Here is a 19,120-nt window from a genome sequence, read left to right as displayed (position 1 = left end):
GTCAGCGGGTCCGGTCGATCGCGTCGGCCGGAGCGCCCGAGTCGGGTCGCTTCGGACGGCCGGCCGGACGACTCGGCAGATGCGGTGTGACCAGGAAGCCGGCGAGGGTGATTCCCCCGGTGGCGAGAATCGCCGCCCTCAGACCGCCGAGCTGCGCCGAGGCGTACGACTCCGCGAGGGCGTCGGCCTCGGAGGGCGGCAGCCCGGCACGCTCGGCCGCCGAGCGCACCTGCTCGGTGGGCACGAAGCTGATCCCCGCTTCGAGGGCGACACCGGTCTGCTGCCGGGCTTCCCGCGACAGGCTCGGGTTGTCCTCCACCTGCGTGGTGAAGGCGTTGGCCAGGGCGCCGATGAGCAGCGATCCGATGAGCGCGGTGCCCAGCGCGGAGCCCAGGTTCTGGGCCGTGAACTGCAGCCCGCCGACCTCGCTGCGTTCCTCCTCGCCGACGCTGGACTGCACGACGTTGCCCAGCTGCGAGGCGAGCAGGCCCATGCCCACGCCGAGCAGGGCCATGGCCCCGGCGAACTGCGCGTCGTCGATGACCGGGTCGATGGTGGCCAGCAGCCACATGATGGAGGCGGCCAGGGTCACCAGGGCCAGTCGGACCACCCGGCGCGGCCCGGCCACCCGCCCCAGGCGGGCGGCGCACATGGAGGTCACGAGCATGGTGACGGACACCGGAAGCAGCCGCAGTCCGGTCTGGAAGGCGTCGAACCCCTGAACCACCTGCAAGTACAGCGGGATGGTGAAGAACAGTCCCAGCAGGATGAGGTTCTGGCACAGCAGGGACAGCAGGCCGGAGCGCAGTGCGGGCTTGCCCAGCAGGGGCAGGTGTACGAGGGGCTCGGCACCGAGGGCGTCCCGGCGCCTCTCCCAGCGCAGGAAGCCGGCCAGCACGGCCACTCCGGCGCCGATCACGAACAGCGTCGGCGCGAAGCCCAGGACGGTGAAGGGCGGGTTGCGGGGCTCCACCCATCCCCAGGTGCCGCTCTGGAGCACACCGAGCACGCCCAGCGCGAGGCCGGCCGCCGAGAGTGCGGCGCCGACCCCGTCCAGCCGGGGGCGCGGACCGGTCCGGGGGGATTCCGTGATCACCCGGTGGAAGCACAGCACGGCCAGGACGACCACGACCTCACCGGCGAACACCAGCCGCCAGGTGAGGTACGTCGTCACCCAGCCGCCCAGCAGCGGGCCGACCGCGATCCCGGCGCCGGCGAGTCCGCCGATGACGCCGAAGGCGACGGCCCGGTCCCGCCCGCGGTAGGACTCGGCCACGAGGGCCGCCATGGCCGGCAGCACCATCGCGGCACCGAGTCCTTCGATGACCGACCAGCCCAGCACGAGGACCCACAGGGTGGGGGCCGCGGCGGTCAGGGCCGACCCCGCGCCGTAGACGACGAGACCCAGGAGGAAGAGGCGGCGGCGCCCGAAGATGTCTCCGAGCCTGCCTCCGATGATCATGAACGCCGCCATGACCAGCGCGTACAGCGTGATGACGGCCTGGATGGCGGTGACCTCGGTGTCGAAGTCCTCGACCAGTTGACTGATGGACACGTTCATGACCGAGGTGTCGAGGACCATCAGGAACTGGGCCGTGCCCAGGACGATCAGCGCCCGCCAGTGCGTCACGATGTCCACCTCGCCGAGTCGGCCCGGCGCGCCGGCGCGGCCGGCCGGGCAGCGGCCGGCGCGTGCCCTGCCGCCACCCCCATCGCATCCGCAGAACTCCCCCTGCGCCTCACCCGCCACGGGCGAGCCGGACGAGCCGCGAAGGCGCCTGCCCAGCCGCGGGGGCCTCGGCGGTCCGTCATGCGGCCCGGCCCCCACAGGGCCGTGGTCACAGCAGCCGCAGCTCGCGCGCCCGGCGCACCGCGTCGTGGCGCCGGTTCACCGCCAACTTCCGGTAGACGCTTTTGAGGTGGGTCTTGACCGTGTTCACCGACACATACAGATCGGCGGCGATCTCTTCCGTCGACATCATCTCGGCCAGCCGTTGCAGCACCTCGCGCTCGCGGCCACTCAGCTCCTCCACGACCGGCGCCGGCGGTTGGTCCACGGGCCGGGGCCCGCCGTGTGGCGGCGGGCCGGGGGCGAGCCAGCCCGCGGCCAGCCCGCGCAGTGGCGCCGTGCCCAGCAACGGACGGATCCACGGTCCGGCTTCGAGGAAGGGGCGCCGCAGCCGCTCACGCCGTGCCTCCTGGAGGGCCTGGGCAACCAGCCTGCGCGAGGTGGCGGAGTCCCCCGCCGCGTCCGCGGCCTGCGCCCGCACCAGCGAGGCCCGGACGGTCACCCCCGGGCCGATACGGCCCTTGGGGTGCAACCGGTCGAGCAGGTCGATCGCCGCGCCGGGATTGCCCGCGGCGAGCTGGGCCCGCGCGGCCCCCACCGCACACGCCGGCTGGTCGTCGGGCACCGCTTGCAGCAACTCCGCGGCCGCCTCCGGCCGGCCTTCGGCCAGGTGTGCGGCGGAGGCCACCAGCGCCGTGTGCCCCTCCGCCCAGGGGGAGACCACGTCCGCGGCGACGGCCGGTCCGGCCGCCTCGATCGCGGCGTGCGGGTTGCCGCGGGCCAGCAGCAGACGTGCGGTGGCGATGGCCCGCCCCGCTTCCCTCACCGGGTCCCGCATCGCGCGGTGCGTGTCGGCCGCCGCGTCGAGGAGGGCCTGGGCCTCACCCAGTTCGTTGCGGTCGACGGCCACGGCGGCCAGGACCAGCAGTCCGATGCCGGAGCCGGACGCCTGCGGCAGGCTGAATCGCTCCGTCTCGCCCAGCGCCGCCAGGGCCTTGCGCTCCGCCCTGCCGAGCCAGCCGTTCAGGTAGTCGATCAGGGCCAGGTGGCCCAGGGACTCCTCGCGCGGGAGCGCCGTCGAAGCTCCCCCGGAGCAGGCTGCCACCGTGGTCAGGGCGGCACGCGCGTCCTTGAAGCACCCGGCCCACAGCCGCGCCGAACCAAGGTGCGTCAGCAGGAGGGCGGTGAGTTCGGGATGCTCGTCCAGGAGATGCGAGGACACCTCCTCCTGGAGTTTCCCGGCCGCCTCCGCGGCCGCCTCCGCCCTGCCCGGCGAACCGGTCAGGCGGGCCGCCAGGGCTTCCAGCAGAGCACAGCTCAGCCGGGCCGCCGCCAGGCCGGCCGAGTCATCCCCCGTCGGCATCCGTTCCCCGGCCAGGCTCTGCTCGGCGTGCCGCAGATGGGTCAGGCCGCGGTCGAGGTCACCCCGGGACAGGTCACGGGCCGCGCGTACGAGCTCCGTCGCGGGGCTCGTGGCTTCGGGCCCCATCCGGGAGAACAGCTCGGCCAGGTCGTCGGAGCGAAGGCCGGTGAAGAGCTGACCGATGGCGAGGTCGTCGACGAGGGCACCGGCAGTGAACTCCCAGTCACCGGCGGCGGCACCGTGGCCGAGCGTCTCCGCGAGGGATCCGGAGCGCCGCAGCCACTGCGCGGCCCGCCGGTGGAGTTCGGGCTCCAGGCCGGGAAGGCGCACCCGCAGATGGGCGCGGAGAATCTCCCCGAACAGCGGGTGGAGGCGGTACCACGCGTGCCCGAGGTGCTCGACGAACGCGTTCTCGCGGTGCAGCCCGGCCAGAATGGCCTCCGCGTCGCTGCGGTCCGTCAGCGCGTTCGCCAGCTCGGGACAGAAGCGCTCGAGGACGCTGACGCGCAGCAGGAGGTCCTGCGTCTGGGGGGGCTGCCGTTTGAGCACCTCCGCCAGCAGGAAGTCGGCGACGGTGCTGCGGTCGGCCTCGAACTCCTTCAGATACGTCTCCGGATCCGGGCGCTCCTGCGCGGCCAGGGCGCACAGCCGTAGTCCGGCGGCCCACCCTCGGGTGCGTTCGACGAGGCCGCGCGCCGCGTGCACCGAAAGGCGCAGACCGTGCAGTTCGAGCAGCGCGGCCGCTTCCTCGGGGGTGAAGGCCAGCTCCGCGTCCCTGATCTCCGTCATGTCGCCGGCCGCCCGGTAACGGTGCAGCGGCAGCAACGGCTCGGTGCGGGTGACGAAGATCAGGCGCATGCCCCGACCCGCGTGGTGCAGGACGAACTCCAGCTGGTCCGCGATCTCCGGGTCGGTCACCCGGTCGTATTCGTCGAGCACCACCACCACGGGCCGGTCCCGGACACTCAGGTCGGCGGCGAGTCGCGCCAGCAGCGTGTGGTCCACGCGGTTCGCGTCCGCGGGGAAGCCGACCTCGGCGGGCAGCGGCACATCACAGGCGCGCAGGGCCTGGAGCAGGTACGCCCAGAACGTTCCGCACCCCTGGTCCGCCGCGTCGGTGGTGAGCCAGGCGACGGACCGGTCCTGCCCCGCGGCCCAGTCGGCGACCAGCAGGGTCTTGCCGGCACCCGCGGCTCCGTTGACCATGGTCAGCGGTGTCCGGAGGGCGTGGTCGAGGTGCCTGACCAACCGCTCCCGCCGCAGGAACGTCCCGGGGCGCGTCGGCAGGGCGAACCGGGTGCGCAGAAACGGGTCTCCCTGGGGATCGGCGCGTGGCGCGGTCGGTTCCGAGCCGTTCTCTTCCAGCCCTGCCATGGCGCTCACCACCACTGTTCGTCAGGACATGGGCAGCGCTCCCCCTTCAGCATCCCAGTGTTCCTGCTCGTGCGCGCCATATGGCGTCCAGCCCTCCCACGGGGGCCGTGATCAGTGGGCCGGGCGTTCTTCGGGTGCGGTCGCGCCGACGGCGGAGCACGCTGGAAACACGCCGGGATACGGGGTAGCCGTGCGCCGGAGCAAGCACAGGACGGAGTTCGGAGGTGGTCCCTGTGCCGCACAGCGATCCCGGCCGGCGAGTGGACGAGACAACCGCCTCGATGCTGGAGGCGCTGTTCACGCAGTCACCGATCGGGCTCCACCTGCTGGACACCGACCTGCGGGTGGTGCGCATCAACACCGCCACCCCCGGCATGCGTGGCGTGCCCCTGGACGACCTGAAAGGGCGCCCGGTCCGCGACGTCTACAACCTCGTCCAAGGCGTCGACCTGGAGGCGCTCCTGCGCGAGGTGCTGGACACCGGGGTCCCTGTGGTGCAGCGCATCGTCCGGGCGCGAAGCAACGGGGACCCGCCGCCGGAGCGGCACTTCGAGATCACCGCGCTGCGCCTGGAGAATCCGCGCCGGTCCGTGCTCGGGGTGGCGGTCACCGCGATCGACGTCACCGAGCGGGAGCGGGCCCGCACCCGCACCGAGGTGCTCGACGCCGTGCGCCGGCACGTGGGACGCACCCTGGATCCGGTCGTGACCGGCGCGGAACTCGTCCCGACCGTGGTCCCCGCGTTCGCCGATATCGCGATCGTGGAGGTGGTGGAGGCCGTGATCCGCGGCGACGACCCGCCGCAGGCCCCGCCGCCCGCGAGCACGCCCCTGATGCGCACCGCGTTCCGCAGCACCCGTACGCGGCCGCCGCAGGCCCATCCGGTGGGCGATGTCCGCCGCCTGCCGGCTCCGACCCCGTTCACCCAGGCCCTGGCCGACTTGAGCCCGCGCGTGGTCGCGCTCCATCCGACCGCCCCGTGGCTGTCCGTCGATCCCCCGCGCGCCGAGGCGATCCACTCATCGGGAGCCCATTCGCTCCTCGTGGTTCCCCTGGCGCTGCGCGACGCGGCCCTCGGCGTCGTCAGCCTGTACCGCACCGGACAGTCGCCCCCCTTCGACGAAGGTGACCGGGACCTCGCGGTCGAGCTGGCCACCCACACGGCGCTGTGCATCGACAACGCGCGGCGCTACACACGGGAGCACACGGTCGCCGCCACGGTCCAGCGTCAACTGCTGCCCCGCAGCCCGGAGACCCACGCGTCACTGGACACCGCCTACCTCTCCGTCACCGGCGCCGATCCCGGGGTCTGGTACGACACCATCGCCCTGTCCAGCGCCCGCACCGCCCTCGTCGTCGGCAAGGTGTCGGGGCATGGTCTGAACGCGGCCGCGACCATGGGGCAACTGCGCACCGCCGTACGCTCCCTGTCGGCGTTCGACCTCTCCCCCGACGAGCTGCTCGCCCGCCTGCACTACACGGCGGGCCAGCTCGCCGCCGAACGCGCCCGGCTCCCGCTCGGCGATCCGCTGCGCCGCGAATCCCTCACCGCCGACTGCGTGTACGCGGTACACGACCCTCTGACCGGCACGTGCGCGATGGCGGCAGCCGGCCCCCTGGTCCCCCTCGTCGTGTGCCCCGACCGCACGGTCACCGTCCCCGGCATACCGGCCGGGCCGCGGCTGGGCGCGACGGAGGGCGCGCCCTTCGCGACCGTCGGCGTCGAGGTTCCGCACGGAAGCGTCCTGGTGTTCGCCAGTGATCCGCTCCTCACCTCGTATCTCGCCGAATCCTCAGAACCGTTGTCCACGGCGCCGGACTACCACGACCGTCCGCTCCAGGACCTCTGCGACGCCCTCGTCTACGCACGCCCGGCAGGTCTGGGCGCCGGCGATGCCGCGGTGATCGTCGCGCGCACCCGGGCCTTTCCCCCCGACCGGTTCGCCGCGTGGCCGCTCGACGCCGACCCGGCGTCCGTGGCCGTCGCCCGCCGCCGTACCCGCGGGCAGCTCGCCGCGTGGGACGTGGACGACGAGACCGCCTTCAACACCCAGCTCATCGTCAGCGAACTCGTCACCAACGCGGTCAGATACGGAAGCGCGCCGTTCGAGCTCCGCCTGATCCATGACCGCACCCTGACCTGCGAGGTACGGGACGCAGGCTCGGCCGCACCGCATCTGCGCCACGCCGGTACGGCCGACGAGGGCGGTCGTGGTCTGTTCATCACCGCGCAGCTGGCACAGGCGTGGGGCACCCGTTACACGCCGCCGGGCAAGACGATCTGGACCGAGCAGGCGCTGTCCCCCGGCACCGGCCCGGCCGAATCGCTCTGACCTTCCGAGCAGGGTGGCCGCCGGAGTCACGACAGTGTCCGGGTGATCCGGCGTGAGGCGCGGCGGGCCTCCGTCGCGGGATCGGCGCCGGTCAGCACTTTCGTCATGTAGTCCTTGACCGGGTTGTCGGCCTCGACGGCGGCCCAGTCCGGGGACGAGGGGGTCGCCCGGCCCTGCGCGGCGCCCGCCGCCATGGCCGCGACGCCCTCCTCGCCCTCGACCGCGTCGGCGAGGGTCGTCTTGTTGGGCACGTAGTTCATCGTCCGGGCGAGATCCGTCTGCCACTTGCCGCCGGCGAGCGCCGCGACGACCGCCGTGGCGCCACGGCGGTCGTCGGTGTTCTTGGGGACCACGAGGTCGGAGCCGCCGGTGAAGACGGCACCGGGCCGTGCCGCGGTTCGGCCGGGGACGGGGAAGTAGCCGAGTTTGTCCCTGAGGTCGGGATTCTTGCGCACGACGGCCTGGGCGAGCCCGGGTACGGCGACGATCTGCGCCACCCGCCCCCGCGCGAACACCCCGGCCTGCGGCGGGTGTTCCTCGTCGGCGTCCGCGGGCCCCGTACCGAGGGCCTGGAGCCTGCGGTAGAAGTCCATGCCGCGCAGGGCGGCGGACGTGTCCAGGCTGCCCTCCCAGGTGCCGGAGGAGGGCTGCTCGGCGAGGTCGCCGCCCTCGTCCCAGATGAATCCGGCGAGGGTGTACCAGTCCTGTCCGGCCAGGTAAATACCCTGGACATCGTGGGAGTTGAGCTTCTGGGTGTCGGCGAGCCACTGGTCGCGCGTCTTCGGGGGACCGGCCAGGCCGGCCGCGGCGAACAGGTCCTTGCGGTAGATGACGACGCGGTTGGCCGCGTACCACGGGATGCCGTACTGGCGGGAGCCGAACCTGCCGGGTTCGGCGAGACCGGGCAGCCAGTCGTTCATGCCCCAGTCGCGTAACGACTCGAGGGTGAGGTCGAGCAGCCCGCCGCCGTCGACGTACTGGGCGACCTGGGTGTTGCCGACCTCGATGACGTCGGGCCCGTCGCCGCCCTGCCGTCGGAGCGCCGTCTGCACCTTTTCGCCGATCCCGGTCCACTGCTGGATGCGGATGTCGAGCCGCAGATCGCCGTGGGCCCGTTCGAACTCCTTGGTGAACCGGGCCAGGAACTCCTTGGACGCGCTGTCCTTCATCAGCCATACGGTGACGGTCCGCCGCCCGGTCCCCTCTCCGGGCAGGGCGCCGCAGGCGGTGAGCAACGAGGCAAAAACGCAGAGGAGAGCGAGGAGTCGACGTCTCACGAGGGGTCCAGTTCTGTCTTGCGGACAGGGTCAGGGGGCCCGGCGTGGGGGACGAGCGTGGCGCTCGTGCGGGTGTGCTGGATTTTGGTATGGACCAATGCGGAGGTCAAGGGGGAGCGGGGTGACGGGCCGACGTCTCGCGCTCCGCCGCACCTTGCGGCACCGTTGAGTGACGCGTGACACACCTGTCACGGCCGAGAGGAGCACCCGCATGTCCGACCACACCTACCGGGTCACCGAGATCGTCGGCACCTCGACCGAGGGCATCGACCAGGCGATCCGCAACGGCATCGCCCGCGCCGCCCAGACCTTGCGCAACCTGGACTGGTTCGAGGTCACCCAGACCAGGGGCCAGATAGTGAACGGGCAGATCGAGTACTACCAGGTCGGCCTGAAGGTGGGCTTCCGCCTGGACGACGGCGACTGACCCCTTCGCCCCCAGGGCCCGACGGCGCCCGTCAGGTCCGCCCCTCACCCTCCTGCGCCTCCTTGAGCGCCTCGGACGAGGATGCCCAGCGGGCCCGTACGACGGTGAAGCCCGCGCGCTCGGCGTCGACGCACACCAATTCGTCGTCGTCCACGAGCACGCGGACCTCACGGTCCCGGGCGAGTCTGCGCAGGATCTCCAGCTTGGTGACGCGGGCGGGCCGGCGGTCGCCGTTGCCGCGCATGAACACACGCCCCTCGGGCAGCCCCTGGGCCGCGAGCCAGTCGAGGGTGTCGCGGCGGCATCGTTCGGGACGCCCGGTCAGATAGATGACCTCGCACTCCTCGGCGCTCTCCCGCGCCAGCGCCACGCCCGCCGCCAGCGGCGGATCCTTCGGGGCGGCGGCGAAGAACGCCTCCCAGTCCCGCGGCTTCCGCTCCAGGAACCGTTGCCGGTGCGCGGTGTCGGCGAGGGTGTTGTCCAGGTCGAATACGGCCAGTGGCCTGCTCTTCTGCGTCACACCGACCACCCTAGGCGGGCCCCGACTCGCCCGAACGGGCGACTCGGGCGGTACGAATCGGTAGACCGGTTGCCGGTTGCCGGTTGCCGGTTGCCGGTTGCCGGCCGCCGGTCAACGGTCAGCAGCCAGCAGCCAGCAGCCAGCAGCCAGCGGAACGGTATTCCGGCTGCCGTTCGGGGGACAGCCCGTCGCAGGCCTCCCCTGTACGAACCCGCCCGCGCCTCAGCTCTCGGCGTGCCGCTGCGCCGACTCGTTCTCCTGGGCCAGGCGCCGTAGCGCCAGCAGCGCGGGTTCCAGCAGGACCGTGAGGAGCAGCGCGCGTTCGGCCACCTCCAACGGGTCCTCGATGCCGTCCAGTTGGTCGAGGTCCAGGACCGCGGTCCGTTCCGCGAGATGCGCGTACGACAGCAGAGCGCGCCGGTCCAGCGGGGCGCCGAGCGTGCGCAGCGAGGTCAGGGTCTCTGCCAGCGCGGACCTGGCCGGCGCCGACTTGTGGACGTCCCAGCCCAACTCCTGGATCAGCGAGTCGACTTCGGCCGGCTCCGGGGAGTCGTCGGCGGACTCCTCGGCCAGCCGGATCGAGCCGAGGGTGAGACCCAGCAGGGAATGGGTGTCGCCCGCATGCTCGGCCAGGGCGCCGAGAACGTCCCGGGCGGCACTCACGGGCAGCCCCCGTACGCCGGTCAGCGCGCGGATCAGACGCAGTCTGCGCAGATGGTCCTCGTCGTACCCGGCCTGGGTGGCCGACAGCCGGCGGCCGGCCGGAAGCAGACCTTCGCGAAGGTAGTACTTGATCGTCGTGACGGAGACGCCACTGCGGCGGCTCAGCTCGGACATGCGCATCGGGACGGCTCCGCTCTGGTCATTGGATACCTTCACTGTCTAACATGGATAGTGAAGGTATCCAATATGCCCTCCACGCCGTCCCGCGCCGCTTCCGGAAGAAGGCCGTCGCCATGCCCACGCTCCCCTGGACCACCGTCGAAGAACCCGCACCGGGCGCCGAGGCGTTCGTCATGGCGTCCCGCCTGGAGGTCCGCAGGTTCGCCGACGTGCCGCGCTTCTTCCTGCGCTCGCTCGCCACGTGGAAGCAGGTGAAGAGCGCGCCCGGCGCGTTCGGCGCCTCGCTCGTCGCCGAACCGCTCAAACGCACCTTCTGGACCCTGTCCGCCTGGGAGGACAAGGAGGCGCTGTACACCTACGTGAAGACCGAACCACACCGGACGATCATGAACGGTCTGCGGTCCACGATGAGCGGCTCGGTCTTCACGTTCTGGCGGACACCGGCCGGCGAGCTGCCCGTCGACTGGGCGGACGCCCGACGCCGGCTGGCCGAACAGGAACGCGCCGACCTCTCGAACTCCGGTGGCCCGAAGGCCACTTGACCGCATCCGCCCCCATCGCTCCGCACCCCGGTTCACTCCGGTTCACCCCGGTTCACCCCGGCGGCAACGGCTGCTCGGCCCAGATCGTCTTGCCCGGAGGGTTCTGCCGACTGCCCCAGCGCCGGGTGAGCTGGGCCACGAGCAGCAGGCCGCGGCCACCCTCGTCGTAGGCGTGCGCCCGACGCAGGTGCGGTGACGTGGCACTCCCGTCGGAGACCTCGCAGATGAGCGAACGGTCGCGGATCAGCCGCAGCTGGACGGGCGGTTCGCCGTAGCGGATCGCGTTGGTCACCAGCTCACTGACGACCAGTTCGGTGACGAACGCCATCTCGTCGAGCCCCCACGTGGTCAGCTGCTCGAGGACGGACTGCCGGGCCGCGGACACGCAGGCGGCCTCCGGCGAAATGTCCCAGGTGGCCACCTGGTCCGCGCCGAGCGCGCGGGTGCGGGCCAGCAGCAGGGCCACGTCGTCACTGGGACTGTCCGGCAGCACCGACTTCAGCACGGAGTCGCAGAGGGCCTCCAGAGAGGCGCCGGGAAGGACCAGCGCGCGGCACAGCTCGGCGGTGCCGCGGTCGAGATCGCGGCCGCGGCCCTCGATCAGCCCGTCCGTGTACAGGGCGATCAGCGAGCCCTCGGGCAGTTCCCGTGCCGTCGCCTCGAACGGCAGACCCCCGACCCCGAGCGGCGGTCCGGCGGACACCCTGACGACCTGCGCGGTGCCGTCGGGCAGCAGGACGGCCGGCGGCGGATGGCCGGCGGACGCCAGGACCAGCCGGCGGGAGACGGGGTCGTAGACCGCGTACAGGCAGGTCGCGCCGAGCTCCGCCACCTCCTCGCCGCTCCCCTCCGTCGCCAGGTGGATCACCAGGTCGTCGAGGTGGGTCAGGAGTTCGTCCGGCGGCAGGTCCACGTCGGCGAGGGTCCTTACCGCCGTGCGCAGGCGTCCCATGGTCGCCGAGGAGTGAATGCCGTGTCCCACCACGTCGCCGACGACCAGGGCGACCCGGCTGCCGGACAGCGGGATCACGTCGAACCAGTCGCCGCCGACGCCCGCCGCCGAATCCGTCGGGAGATAGCGGTAGGCCACCTCCGTGGCCGCGTGTGCGGCCAGGCCCCGGGGCAGCAGGCTGTGCTGGAGGGCCAGCGCCATCGACTGCTCGCGGGCGAAGCGGCGGGCGTTGTCCATGCAGACGGCGGCGCGGCTGGCCAGTTCCTCGGCGAGCGACGCGTCGTCGACGGCGTAGGCGTCCTGGTTCTTGACGCGGATGAACACCGCGGCGCCCAGTGTGGTGCCGCGGGCCAGCAGGGGCACCGTCACCAGCGAGTGCGCGCCTTCGCGGGAGGCACGGGTTCCGACGTTCCGCGCGTTGCGCTCGCCGACCCACCGGTCGAAATCCGGGTCGCCCGCACGGCTGCGCACCGCCCGCCCCGACGTCAGCGCCCGGGCGGGCGGGGAGAACGGGGGGTAGGTGTCCGTCTGGCCCAGCCTGACGGCCGCCTCCGGGGTGCCCTCCGTGACGGATCCGTGCGCGACCCGGCGCAGTACGACGCCGGGTCCGTGGTCGCCGGCCGGTTCCTCCGCGCCCAGCACCCAGTCGAGCAGATCCACGCTGACGAAGTCGGCGAAGCGCGGTACGGCGATGTTCACCAGCTCCTCGGCGGTGCGCACCACGTCCAGAGTGGTCCCGATGGCGGCCGCGGCCTCGTTGAGCAGGGCGAGCCGCTGCCGGGCCTCGTGCTGCTCGCTGCTGTCGAACGCCGCCATGGCGACCTCGTCCACGGCGCCGGTGTCGCCGCGTACCGGCCACATCTCGATGCTCCAGGCGCGTGCCGGTCCCCCTGCGGGGGCACTGGTGTACGTCTCGTAGCGCAGGGGTGTCCCGGTCTCGACCACCTTGCGCAGGTTCAGCAGGAAGCCGCGGCTGGTCTTGTCCGCCGGGACGGTGTCCCCGTAGAACCGGCCCACCAGGGACTCCTCGGCGCCCCCCATCCCCCGGCAGGCGCTGTCGTTGAGCCGCAGGAAGCGGAGGTCCGTGCCGAAGGCGCACATGGGGACGGAAGCCTGCTGGAACGCCCGGCCCTCCGGGGTCGGCTCCGGCCCGCCGGGCCGCTCCGCGGTGATGACGTATCCGTGCGGTCCGCCGTCCGGGCCGAGGACGGGGCACGCAGTCAGGGCGATCTCCACGGGGTGACCGTCGCGGTGTCGCAGCACGGCGACACCGGTCAGCACGGTCACACCGGTCAGCGCGGCGGCCGTCTCCCGCAGCGCCGCTTCGACGAGCAGGTCGGCCGCCGCCCGGCCCACGACGTCCTCGGAGCCGTATCCCGTCAGCTGCCGGGCACCTTCGCTCCACGCCGTCACGACGCCGTGGTCGTCGACGATCGCCGCAGCAGCGACACGCTCCATGTGCCCCAGAATGATCCCATACCGGAGCCGTAACAACTCGGCGGCCGTACGGACGCCACCGTTCCGGTCGACCCGGGGTGAGTCCCGGCGCATGCGTGATCACGCGAGGGACGTCGAGCGCGGACCGAGGACCGTCAGGGCTCGCCGTCACCCCTGTCCGGGAGCAGGAAGTGGAACCCGGGCCGGGGGTGCATGAGGAAGTCGTGGTGGGAGATGTTCCACGCGTAGGCGCCCGCGAGTGCGAACGCCACGCGGTCACCGGCCCGCAGTCCGCCTGCCGGTACCTGCCGGGCCAGGACGTCCTTCGGGGTGCACAACTGGCCGGTGAGCGTGACCCGTTCGGCCTCGGCCGCCGGCCGGGGCCACGGATGGGGCCAGCCGTCCACCGGCAGCACGGAACAGGGCTGGTCGTGGCCCTTGGTCGCCGGTGTCCGCAGGTGGTGGGTGCCGCCGCGCACCACGGCGAACTCCTCGCCGTGGCTGCGCTTCACGTCCAGCACCTCGGTGGCGTACCAGCCGCAGTACGCGGTCAGCGCCCGGCCCGGTTCGATGCGCAACGTCAGTTCCGGATGCGCGTGTGCGAGCCGGGCCAGACCCTTCCCGTACGTGACCCAGTCGAAGCGGCGCTCGGGGGCCGCGTAGTCCACCGTCATGCCGCCGCCGACGTTGACCTCGCCGAGCCCGACGCCGTGCTCCCCCGCCATGTCCGTCGCCCAGCCGACGACCGTCTCCGCCACCGCCAGCTGTTCGGGCGCCTCGAGTCCGCTGGCCAGGTGGGCGTGGACGCCGCGCAGCTCGAGGTGCGGGTAGGTGCCGTCGGTGAGCAGCCGGAGCACCGTACCGGCCTGCGCGGGGTCGAGGCCGAAGGGGGTGGGCCGGCCGCCCATCGCCAGGGCGCTGCCGGCCAGCGAACCGTCCCGCACGGGGAGGTTGAAACGCGGCAGGACCGCCACCCGCGTGCCCGGGGTGACGCGGCGGGCCTGCTCGGCGAGCATGTGCAGTTCGTACTCGCTCTCCACGTGGAAGCGCTGCACGCCCCCAGCCAGCGCGGCCGCCACCTCGTCCGGAGTCTTGCCGGGGCCGCCGAAGGCCAGCGGGCGGCCCGGCACCGCCTGGGCGACATGGGCGAGTTCGCCGCCCGAGGCCACCTCGTAGCCGTCGACGTACGGGGCGAGCGCGGCCAGGATCTCCGGCTCCGGGTTGGCCTTGGCCGCGTAGTACAGCTCGACGCGCTCGGGAAGCGCCGCCCGCACACCTGCGGCATGTGCCCGTAGCTCCGCCAAGTCGTAGACGTACGCGGGCAGTTCGCCGGGGGCGAGGGTCCGGATGCGGTCGCGCACCGCGGGCGTGGGTACGGTCATCGGGCGCTCCGGGCCGTGTGGCGCAGGATGTCCTCGGCGAGCGGTGAGGCGAGCCGGACGTATCCGGCGTCGCGGTCGGCCTTGCGCTGCCAGCGGGTGAGCAGATTGGCCTTGGCCGGGAGCGGGACTCCGGCGAGCAGAGCGGCCAGTTCCGGTGGGCAGCCGTACCGGTCGGCGTAGGCCTGGAGGGTGGCGCGGACCTGCGCCCACAGCGCGGCCTCCGTCTGCGGACGCAGGTCGGCGAGGGCGGCGAGCAGTTCGGCGACGTGGTTGACCAGCAGGCAGTAGACGACGCGGTCCCAGCCGCGCTGGGCGTCGTACGTCATCGCTCCGGCCACGTCGGGCGGCAGCGCGGCGAGTGTGCCGGCGTGGCGTTCGGGGACGAGCTTGGTGCCCTCCAGATCGCGGAAGAGGACCTGGGTGGGCATGCCGTCGCCGTCGACGCAGATCAGCACGTTCTGCAGATGCGGTTCGAGGACCAGCCCGTGGTCGAAGTAGGCGGCCAGTACGGGCGGTACTAGGAGGTCGAGGTAGGCCGCCCACCAGTCGAGGACGGTCCCCGGGCCCGCGGCGGCGAGGAGGCGGGAGATGTGCGCGGGCCCGGTCGGGTACTCGTCGGCGACGGCGGCGGCGAGCAGCGGGGTGATGCGGGGCAGGAGCCGTCCGGGCAGGCCTTCGCGGACGATGACGCCGAAGCCTTCGAGCAGCTCGCGGTCCGGCGTGCCGTCGGGCCCGGGGAGGGCGAGGCTGCGGTAGGCGGGCTCGCGCAGTACGGCGCTGCCGGGGAAGCGGTCGGCCAGGTCGGCCAGGACCGGGCTCAGGGCGCGGGTGAGGGCGACCGCTCCGGCCAGCTCGTAACTGGCGTTCTTACGAAGGCAGTTGGTGATGCGGACGTTCAGGCTGAACTTGAGGAACGTCTCGCCGTCGTAGAGCGTGCGGACGGACGCCGTGGCGGCGAAGGGCCTTCCGCCCTCGCCGAGGTCGACGATGTCACCCCGGTCGAGGGCCGCGCGCAGCGTGGGGTGTTCACGCAGCATCTCGTACTGCCAGGGGTGGACGGGGAGCAGCCGGTGGCCGTGCGGCACGTCCGCGCGCTGCCGGTCCAGCGACGCGGCGGCCGCGGGTTCGGCCATCTCCTCGGCGATCAGGTGCGCCCGGACCGCGAGGTGCCGCAGCGGGAACGAGGCGCCGGCCTCCGGCGCGTACGAGGACCAGGAGCCGGCGCTGCCGGTGCGCGCCTTCGGGGTGGGGTGGAAGCGGTGTCCGAACACCAGCGACTGTTCCGAGGCCACGTAGGCGGAGAGAGCGTCCGTGGCGAGCATGGCGGCCGGGGTGTCGTCCGCCGGCCGTGCGGCGAGCCCGGCCGCGACGGCCCGATGGCTGGAGTCGACCTGCTCCAGGAACTCCTCGTTGCGTACCCCCGTGCGAAGGGACAGCTCGTCGTGCACGTAGGTGGCCAGCCGCTGCCAGTCGACCTCCGGCCAGCCGCCGTGGTCGTCGTCCTCGCACACCGGCCCGCTGAACCGGTGCGCGCCCACAAGGGACGTACGGCGCAGGGCGATGCGCAGCAGCACACCGCGGCGGGGCAGGCGCAGCAGCAGGTGGCCGTCGGCGACGGCGGTCTGCCGCTCGGGTCCGGAGACCTCGCGCAGCAGGCAGTTGAGCAGGGTGTGGGTCACTGCCTGTTCGGCGGTGGGCGGTCGGACCGGGGCGGTGCGGCGGGGAGCGGCATCGAGCGAGTCGGTCAGTGCGGGCATCAGCGGCTCCAGCGGGGGCGGAGAGAGGGCAGGGTGGGGACGCATACGGTGATCAGGACGATGGCTCCGGCGGTCGCGGCCGTACCGGCCTCGCGCGCACCTGCCGGGGGCCGAAGGACATGGACGGGCGTCCAAGGACGTCCGGCGCTCATGCCGGATCACCGGCTCGTAGCAGGTAGTTGGGGCCGCTGGTGTAGTGCTTGTTGATGTCGGCCGCACCCGAACGTTCCTTGCTGAGCAGCGTTCCGGCGGTGACCATCGCCTTGACCGGCAGCCGCGGCGCGTCCAGCACCCGGGCGCGCAGAACCGCACCGGGCTCGCCCACGCCGGTCCCGAGCCGCTCGACGGCCTCGGCGAGGCGGTCGCGTACGAGCCCGAGGACTGCCGGAAGCCGGGCGCGACCGTGCCGGGCGAGGCCGAACGCGTAGGCGCCCGCGCACAGATGGAGCGTGATGGTGGTGAAGAGGTCGGCGACCGGTCCGTCACCGTCGCCGAAGACGCGCGCGTCGTCGAAGTCCGCGGGCCCGGGCGCCGCGTCCCCCAGCCGCTCGCGCAGCCGTACGGCGTTGATGCGTGGTCCGTCGTTGTCCTTGAGGAGCAGCCGCGGCCGGGTCCGGCCGTCCGCCTGCCGGTCCAGCACCAGGGAGATGTTCTGCTGGTGCGACTCCAGCGCGATCCCGTAGCCGAACAGCGTGGTCTGCCAGTCGAACAGCAGGGTCAGCAAGGCGTCCAGCAGAGCGAGCGGGTCACCGCCGTAGAAGCGGTCGGCGAGGTGGTCGACGACCAGCCGGCCGCCCGGCGCCTCGGCGAGCAGGGCGGCCATGGGTACGACGACCGAGCCGTCGAGTCCGGCCGGCTGGCGGCGGCACAGTACGGCGAGCAGCTCGTGCCCGGCGTGCGCGTAGCCGGTCTCGTCGGCGTGCAGGACGGTGTCCCGAAAGCGCGGCTCGCGGGCGGTCACCGCCTCCAGCAGGCGTTGGCCGGCGGCTCCGTCGACGAGGGTGCCGGGCTTGATGGTGCGCCGGTTGCGCAGCCCCAGTGTCGCGGTGGGCAGGGGCAGTTTGAGGTGCAGGGACGGATCGGCGGTCACCGCGACGGTACGCATGGACAGGGTCGGTACGACGTCGAGGTGGCCGCGGCTCGCGAGGATCGCGGAGTCGGCCAGATCCGTGGCCCGCAGGGCGGCGTCCAGCGGGGCGCCGACGGTCAGCGGGTGTACGGGCAGGGCGACATGCGTGTGCTCGGCCTCGGGCAGGCCGAGCGCGGCCGGCGTGGGCCAGCGGTCCGGGAGCACGCCCGTCGAGAGGGTGAGCGCCCGGCGGGGTACGGCGAGCCAGCGCAGGGCGAAGCGTGGGTGGAACTCGGGTGCGTAGGCGCGTAGTTGCCGCGCGTCCAGCCCTGAGCGGCCGCGCGCGGTCGGGTAGACGGGGTGGTCGAGGCGGGCGGCGAGCGTGTCGTGGGCCAGGCCGCCGGCGAGGCCGGTCCAGTCGGCGGGGTCGGCGCCGTGGCGTGCGGTGAGCAGCTGGGCGATCTCCTGCCGGGTTCCGGAGTGCAGCCGCAGGGTGGCCAGCGTCTGGCGGCATTCCTCGGCGAAGGCGTCGAAGCCGTCGCGGTCGGGGGGCTCGGCCCGGGTGCGCAGCGCCCCGAGGACGGTCGAGACGGTCCTCAGCTCGCCGTCCGTCTCGCTGACGAGCAACGGCAGCCGGGCGGCATGGCGGCTCTGGAACCCGTCCTCGGTCACGGGCAGCAGCAGGGCGTCGCCGGGGTGGGCCAGCCGCAGCCAGGGGCCGTCGGCCCGGTGCACGAGCGTGCTGCGGGTGCGCAGGCCGACGACGTCCTCGCGCAGCAGGGCGCTGAGGACCCGGGTCAGCAGCTCGGCCTCGGCCGGGTCGGTGGCCGTCGGGGCGGTCACGGCCCGATCTCCCAGCGCTGGGCGGCCAGGAAGCCGGCCGTCGCCTTGTCGACGGCCTGCTGGTCGGTGCCGGTGGCGCGCAGGACGCCGAGGTAGTCGCGGTTGGTGCCGTACAGCTCGTGGCGTTCGCCGATGCTCCGTAGCGGACGGTAGGTCAACCGGACGTCGTCGACGGCGAGTTCTGTGGCGGCGGGGGCCGCGGTCAGGGTGCCGGCGCGGTCGGCGCAGGGGTACTCGAGGCGGGCTGCGCCGTCGCGGCGGGCGCCCAGTTCGGCGGGGAGGGGTTCGCCCAGGTGGGTGCGGAGGATGTGCTCGAAGAGCGGGATCTCCAGGAGCTGGGCGAGCAGCAGGTCGCACTGGTCGCCGATGGCACGGTAGTTGACCTCGATGATCCGCGCCCGGCCGCCGTGCACCACGAACTCGGTGTGACAGGCGCCGAACCCGACCTCGAGCGCGTCCAGTTGGGCGAGGACCTGCGCGCGCACCGCTTCCGGGTGGGCGGGCACGAAGGCCATCCGCTCCTCGATGAAGTACGGCAGCGGCGACAGTTCGGTGTGGAAGCCGCCCAGGACGTGCCGGACGCGGCCGTCGCCGAGGGTCTCCAGGGTGTACAGCTCGCCGGGCAGGTACTCCTCGACGACCAGAGCGGCGCCCGGACGGCGCGTCAGGATGTCCGCGCAGCGTGCGACGAGTTCCTCGGGCCCGTCGACCAGCACCACGTCCTCGCTGGCGACGCCTTCCCGGGGTTTGACCACGCAGGGGTACGGCGCGTCGAGGGCGACCGGTTCGGTGAGTTCGGCCGACCAGACGGTGTCCACGCCGGTGGCGGCGAGGTGGCGCCGCATCTCGGCCTTGTCCTTGGTCCGCAGCGCGGCCCGCCAGTTCTTCGCCGGGAGCCCGAAGTAGTCGGCGGCCAGGGCGGCCTGGGTCTGGAGGTGGTCGCTGTTGGTGAAGATCGCGTCGGGCGGGTGGTGGGCGGAGATCCGGGTGATGACGGCGCGGTAGTCACGCACGTCGCACTCCCGGACCTCGACCTCCGGATACGCGCGCCGGTGCGGGTCCGGCTGGTCGGTGAGGACCGTGACGTCGAGGCCGAGGCGGGCCGCGGCGGGCAGGAAGCCTTCGGTGACGGAGTCGGTGGGGTTCAGGGCCAGCAGGTAGAGCCGCATGGTGGGGGGATGACTTCCGCTCTGGGGTGAGGAGTTGAGGCGC

The 19,120-nt window shown here is 73.0% G+C and carries 13 protein-coding genes; 3 read left to right on the top strand and 10 right to left on the bottom strand.

The window, feature by feature from the left end; genetic code table 11:
* Window position 1 precedes the first annotated feature (1 nt).
* Together GTY58_RS38050 and GTY58_RS38045 are read right to left on the bottom strand one after the other, a co-directional pair.
* A complete protein-coding gene (locus GTY58_RS38050) occupies window positions 2–1,630 on the bottom strand; it encodes an MFS transporter (protein ID WP_037647211.1) in 1,629 nt (542 codons plus the stop codon).
* Between the two features lie 208 nt (window positions 1,631–1,838).
* Window positions 1,839–4,526 carry a LuxR C-terminal-related transcriptional regulator gene (locus GTY58_RS38045; protein ID WP_171033147.1) on the bottom strand — a complete coding sequence of 896 codons (2,688 nt, stop codon included), beginning with the start codon at window positions 4,524–4,526 and terminating at the stop codon, window positions 1,839–1,841.
* 260 nt (window positions 4,527–4,786) lie between these two features.
* Here GTY58_RS38045 and GTY58_RS38040 point away from each other — a divergent pair, with 260 nt between their 5' ends.
* On the top strand, window positions 4,787–6,859 hold the full coding sequence (locus GTY58_RS38040; RefSeq protein WP_242432220.1) for a SpoIIE family protein phosphatase: 2,073 nt from the start codon (window positions 4,787–4,789) through the stop codon (window positions 6,857–6,859).
* Window positions 6,860–6,885: 26 nt separating this feature from the next.
* Here GTY58_RS38040 and GTY58_RS38035 read toward each other — a convergent pair whose 3' ends face one another.
* A complete protein-coding gene (locus GTY58_RS38035; RefSeq protein ID WP_010988724.1) occupies window positions 6,886–8,136 on the bottom strand; it encodes an extracellular solute-binding protein in 1,251 nt (416 codons plus the stop codon).
* Between the two features lie 211 nt (window positions 8,137–8,347).
* On the opposite strand from GTY58_RS38035, the gene GTY58_RS38030 reads away from it, so the two are divergent.
* A complete protein-coding gene (locus tag GTY58_RS38030; protein ID WP_037647113.1) occupies window positions 8,348–8,563 on the top strand; it encodes a dodecin in 216 nt (71 codons plus the stop codon).
* 31 nt (window positions 8,564–8,594) lie between these two features.
* Here the strand turns inward: GTY58_RS38030 and GTY58_RS38025 are convergent, their stop codons facing one another.
* Together GTY58_RS38025 and GTY58_RS38020 are read right to left on the bottom strand one after the other, a co-directional pair.
* Entirely contained in the window at window positions 8,595–9,083 is a 489-nt protein-coding gene (locus tag GTY58_RS38025) for a nucleotidase (RefSeq protein WP_037647210.1), read from the bottom strand.
* Window positions 9,084–9,305: 222 nt separating this feature from the next.
* Window positions 9,306–9,926: a MerR family transcriptional regulator gene (locus tag GTY58_RS38020; RefSeq protein WP_037647112.1), complete on the bottom strand. Its 621-nt coding sequence runs from the start codon at window positions 9,924–9,926 to the stop codon at window positions 9,306–9,308.
* Between the two features lie 113 nt (window positions 9,927–10,039).
* Between GTY58_RS38020 and GTY58_RS38015 the strand changes: the two genes are divergently transcribed.
* Entirely contained in the window at window positions 10,040–10,468 is a 429-nt protein-coding gene (locus GTY58_RS38015; RefSeq protein WP_037647111.1) for a DUF3291 domain-containing protein, read from the top strand.
* A gap of 52 nt (window positions 10,469–10,520) precedes the next feature.
* On the opposite strand, the gene GTY58_RS38010 is transcribed toward GTY58_RS38015, so the two are convergent.
* The 5 genes from GTY58_RS38010 to GTY58_RS37990 form a co-directional block, all read right to left on the bottom strand.
* On the bottom strand, window positions 10,521–12,878 hold the full coding sequence (locus GTY58_RS38010) for a SpoIIE family protein phosphatase (RefSeq protein ID WP_037647109.1): 2,358 nt from the start codon (window positions 12,876–12,878) through the stop codon (window positions 10,521–10,523).
* A gap of 134 nt (window positions 12,879–13,012) precedes the next feature.
* Complete coding sequence (locus tag GTY58_RS38005) at window positions 13,013–14,239, bottom strand: type III PLP-dependent enzyme (RefSeq protein ID WP_010988718.1); 1,227 nt, start codon at window positions 14,237–14,239, stop codon at window positions 13,013–13,015.
* Window positions 14,236–15,996: an IucA/IucC family protein gene (locus GTY58_RS38000; protein WP_037647107.1), complete on the bottom strand. Its 1,761-nt coding sequence runs from the start codon at window positions 15,994–15,996 to the stop codon at window positions 14,236–14,238. Before GTY58_RS38000 ends, GTY58_RS38005 begins: the two co-directional genes overlap by 4 nt.
* A gap of 148 nt (window positions 15,997–16,144) precedes the next feature.
* Entirely contained in the window at window positions 16,145–17,908 is a 1,764-nt protein-coding gene (locus GTY58_RS37995; RefSeq protein WP_010988716.1) for an IucA/IucC family siderophore biosynthesis protein, read from the bottom strand.
* Window positions 17,905–19,077, bottom strand: coding sequence for an ATP-grasp domain-containing protein (locus GTY58_RS37990; RefSeq protein ID WP_010988715.1), 1,173 nt, complete (start codon window positions 19,075–19,077; stop codon window positions 17,905–17,907). The genes GTY58_RS37995 and GTY58_RS37990 overlap by 4 nt, the downstream gene beginning before the upstream one ends.
* Window positions 19,078–19,120 lie beyond the last annotated feature (43 nt).

It is taken from the genome of Streptomyces sp. SID5469, from assembly GCF_009862865.1.
GTDB lineage: Bacteria > Actinomycetota > Actinomycetes > Streptomycetales > Streptomycetaceae > Streptomyces > Streptomyces avermitilis.
This window is presented reverse-complemented; position numbering and strand designations above follow the sequence as displayed.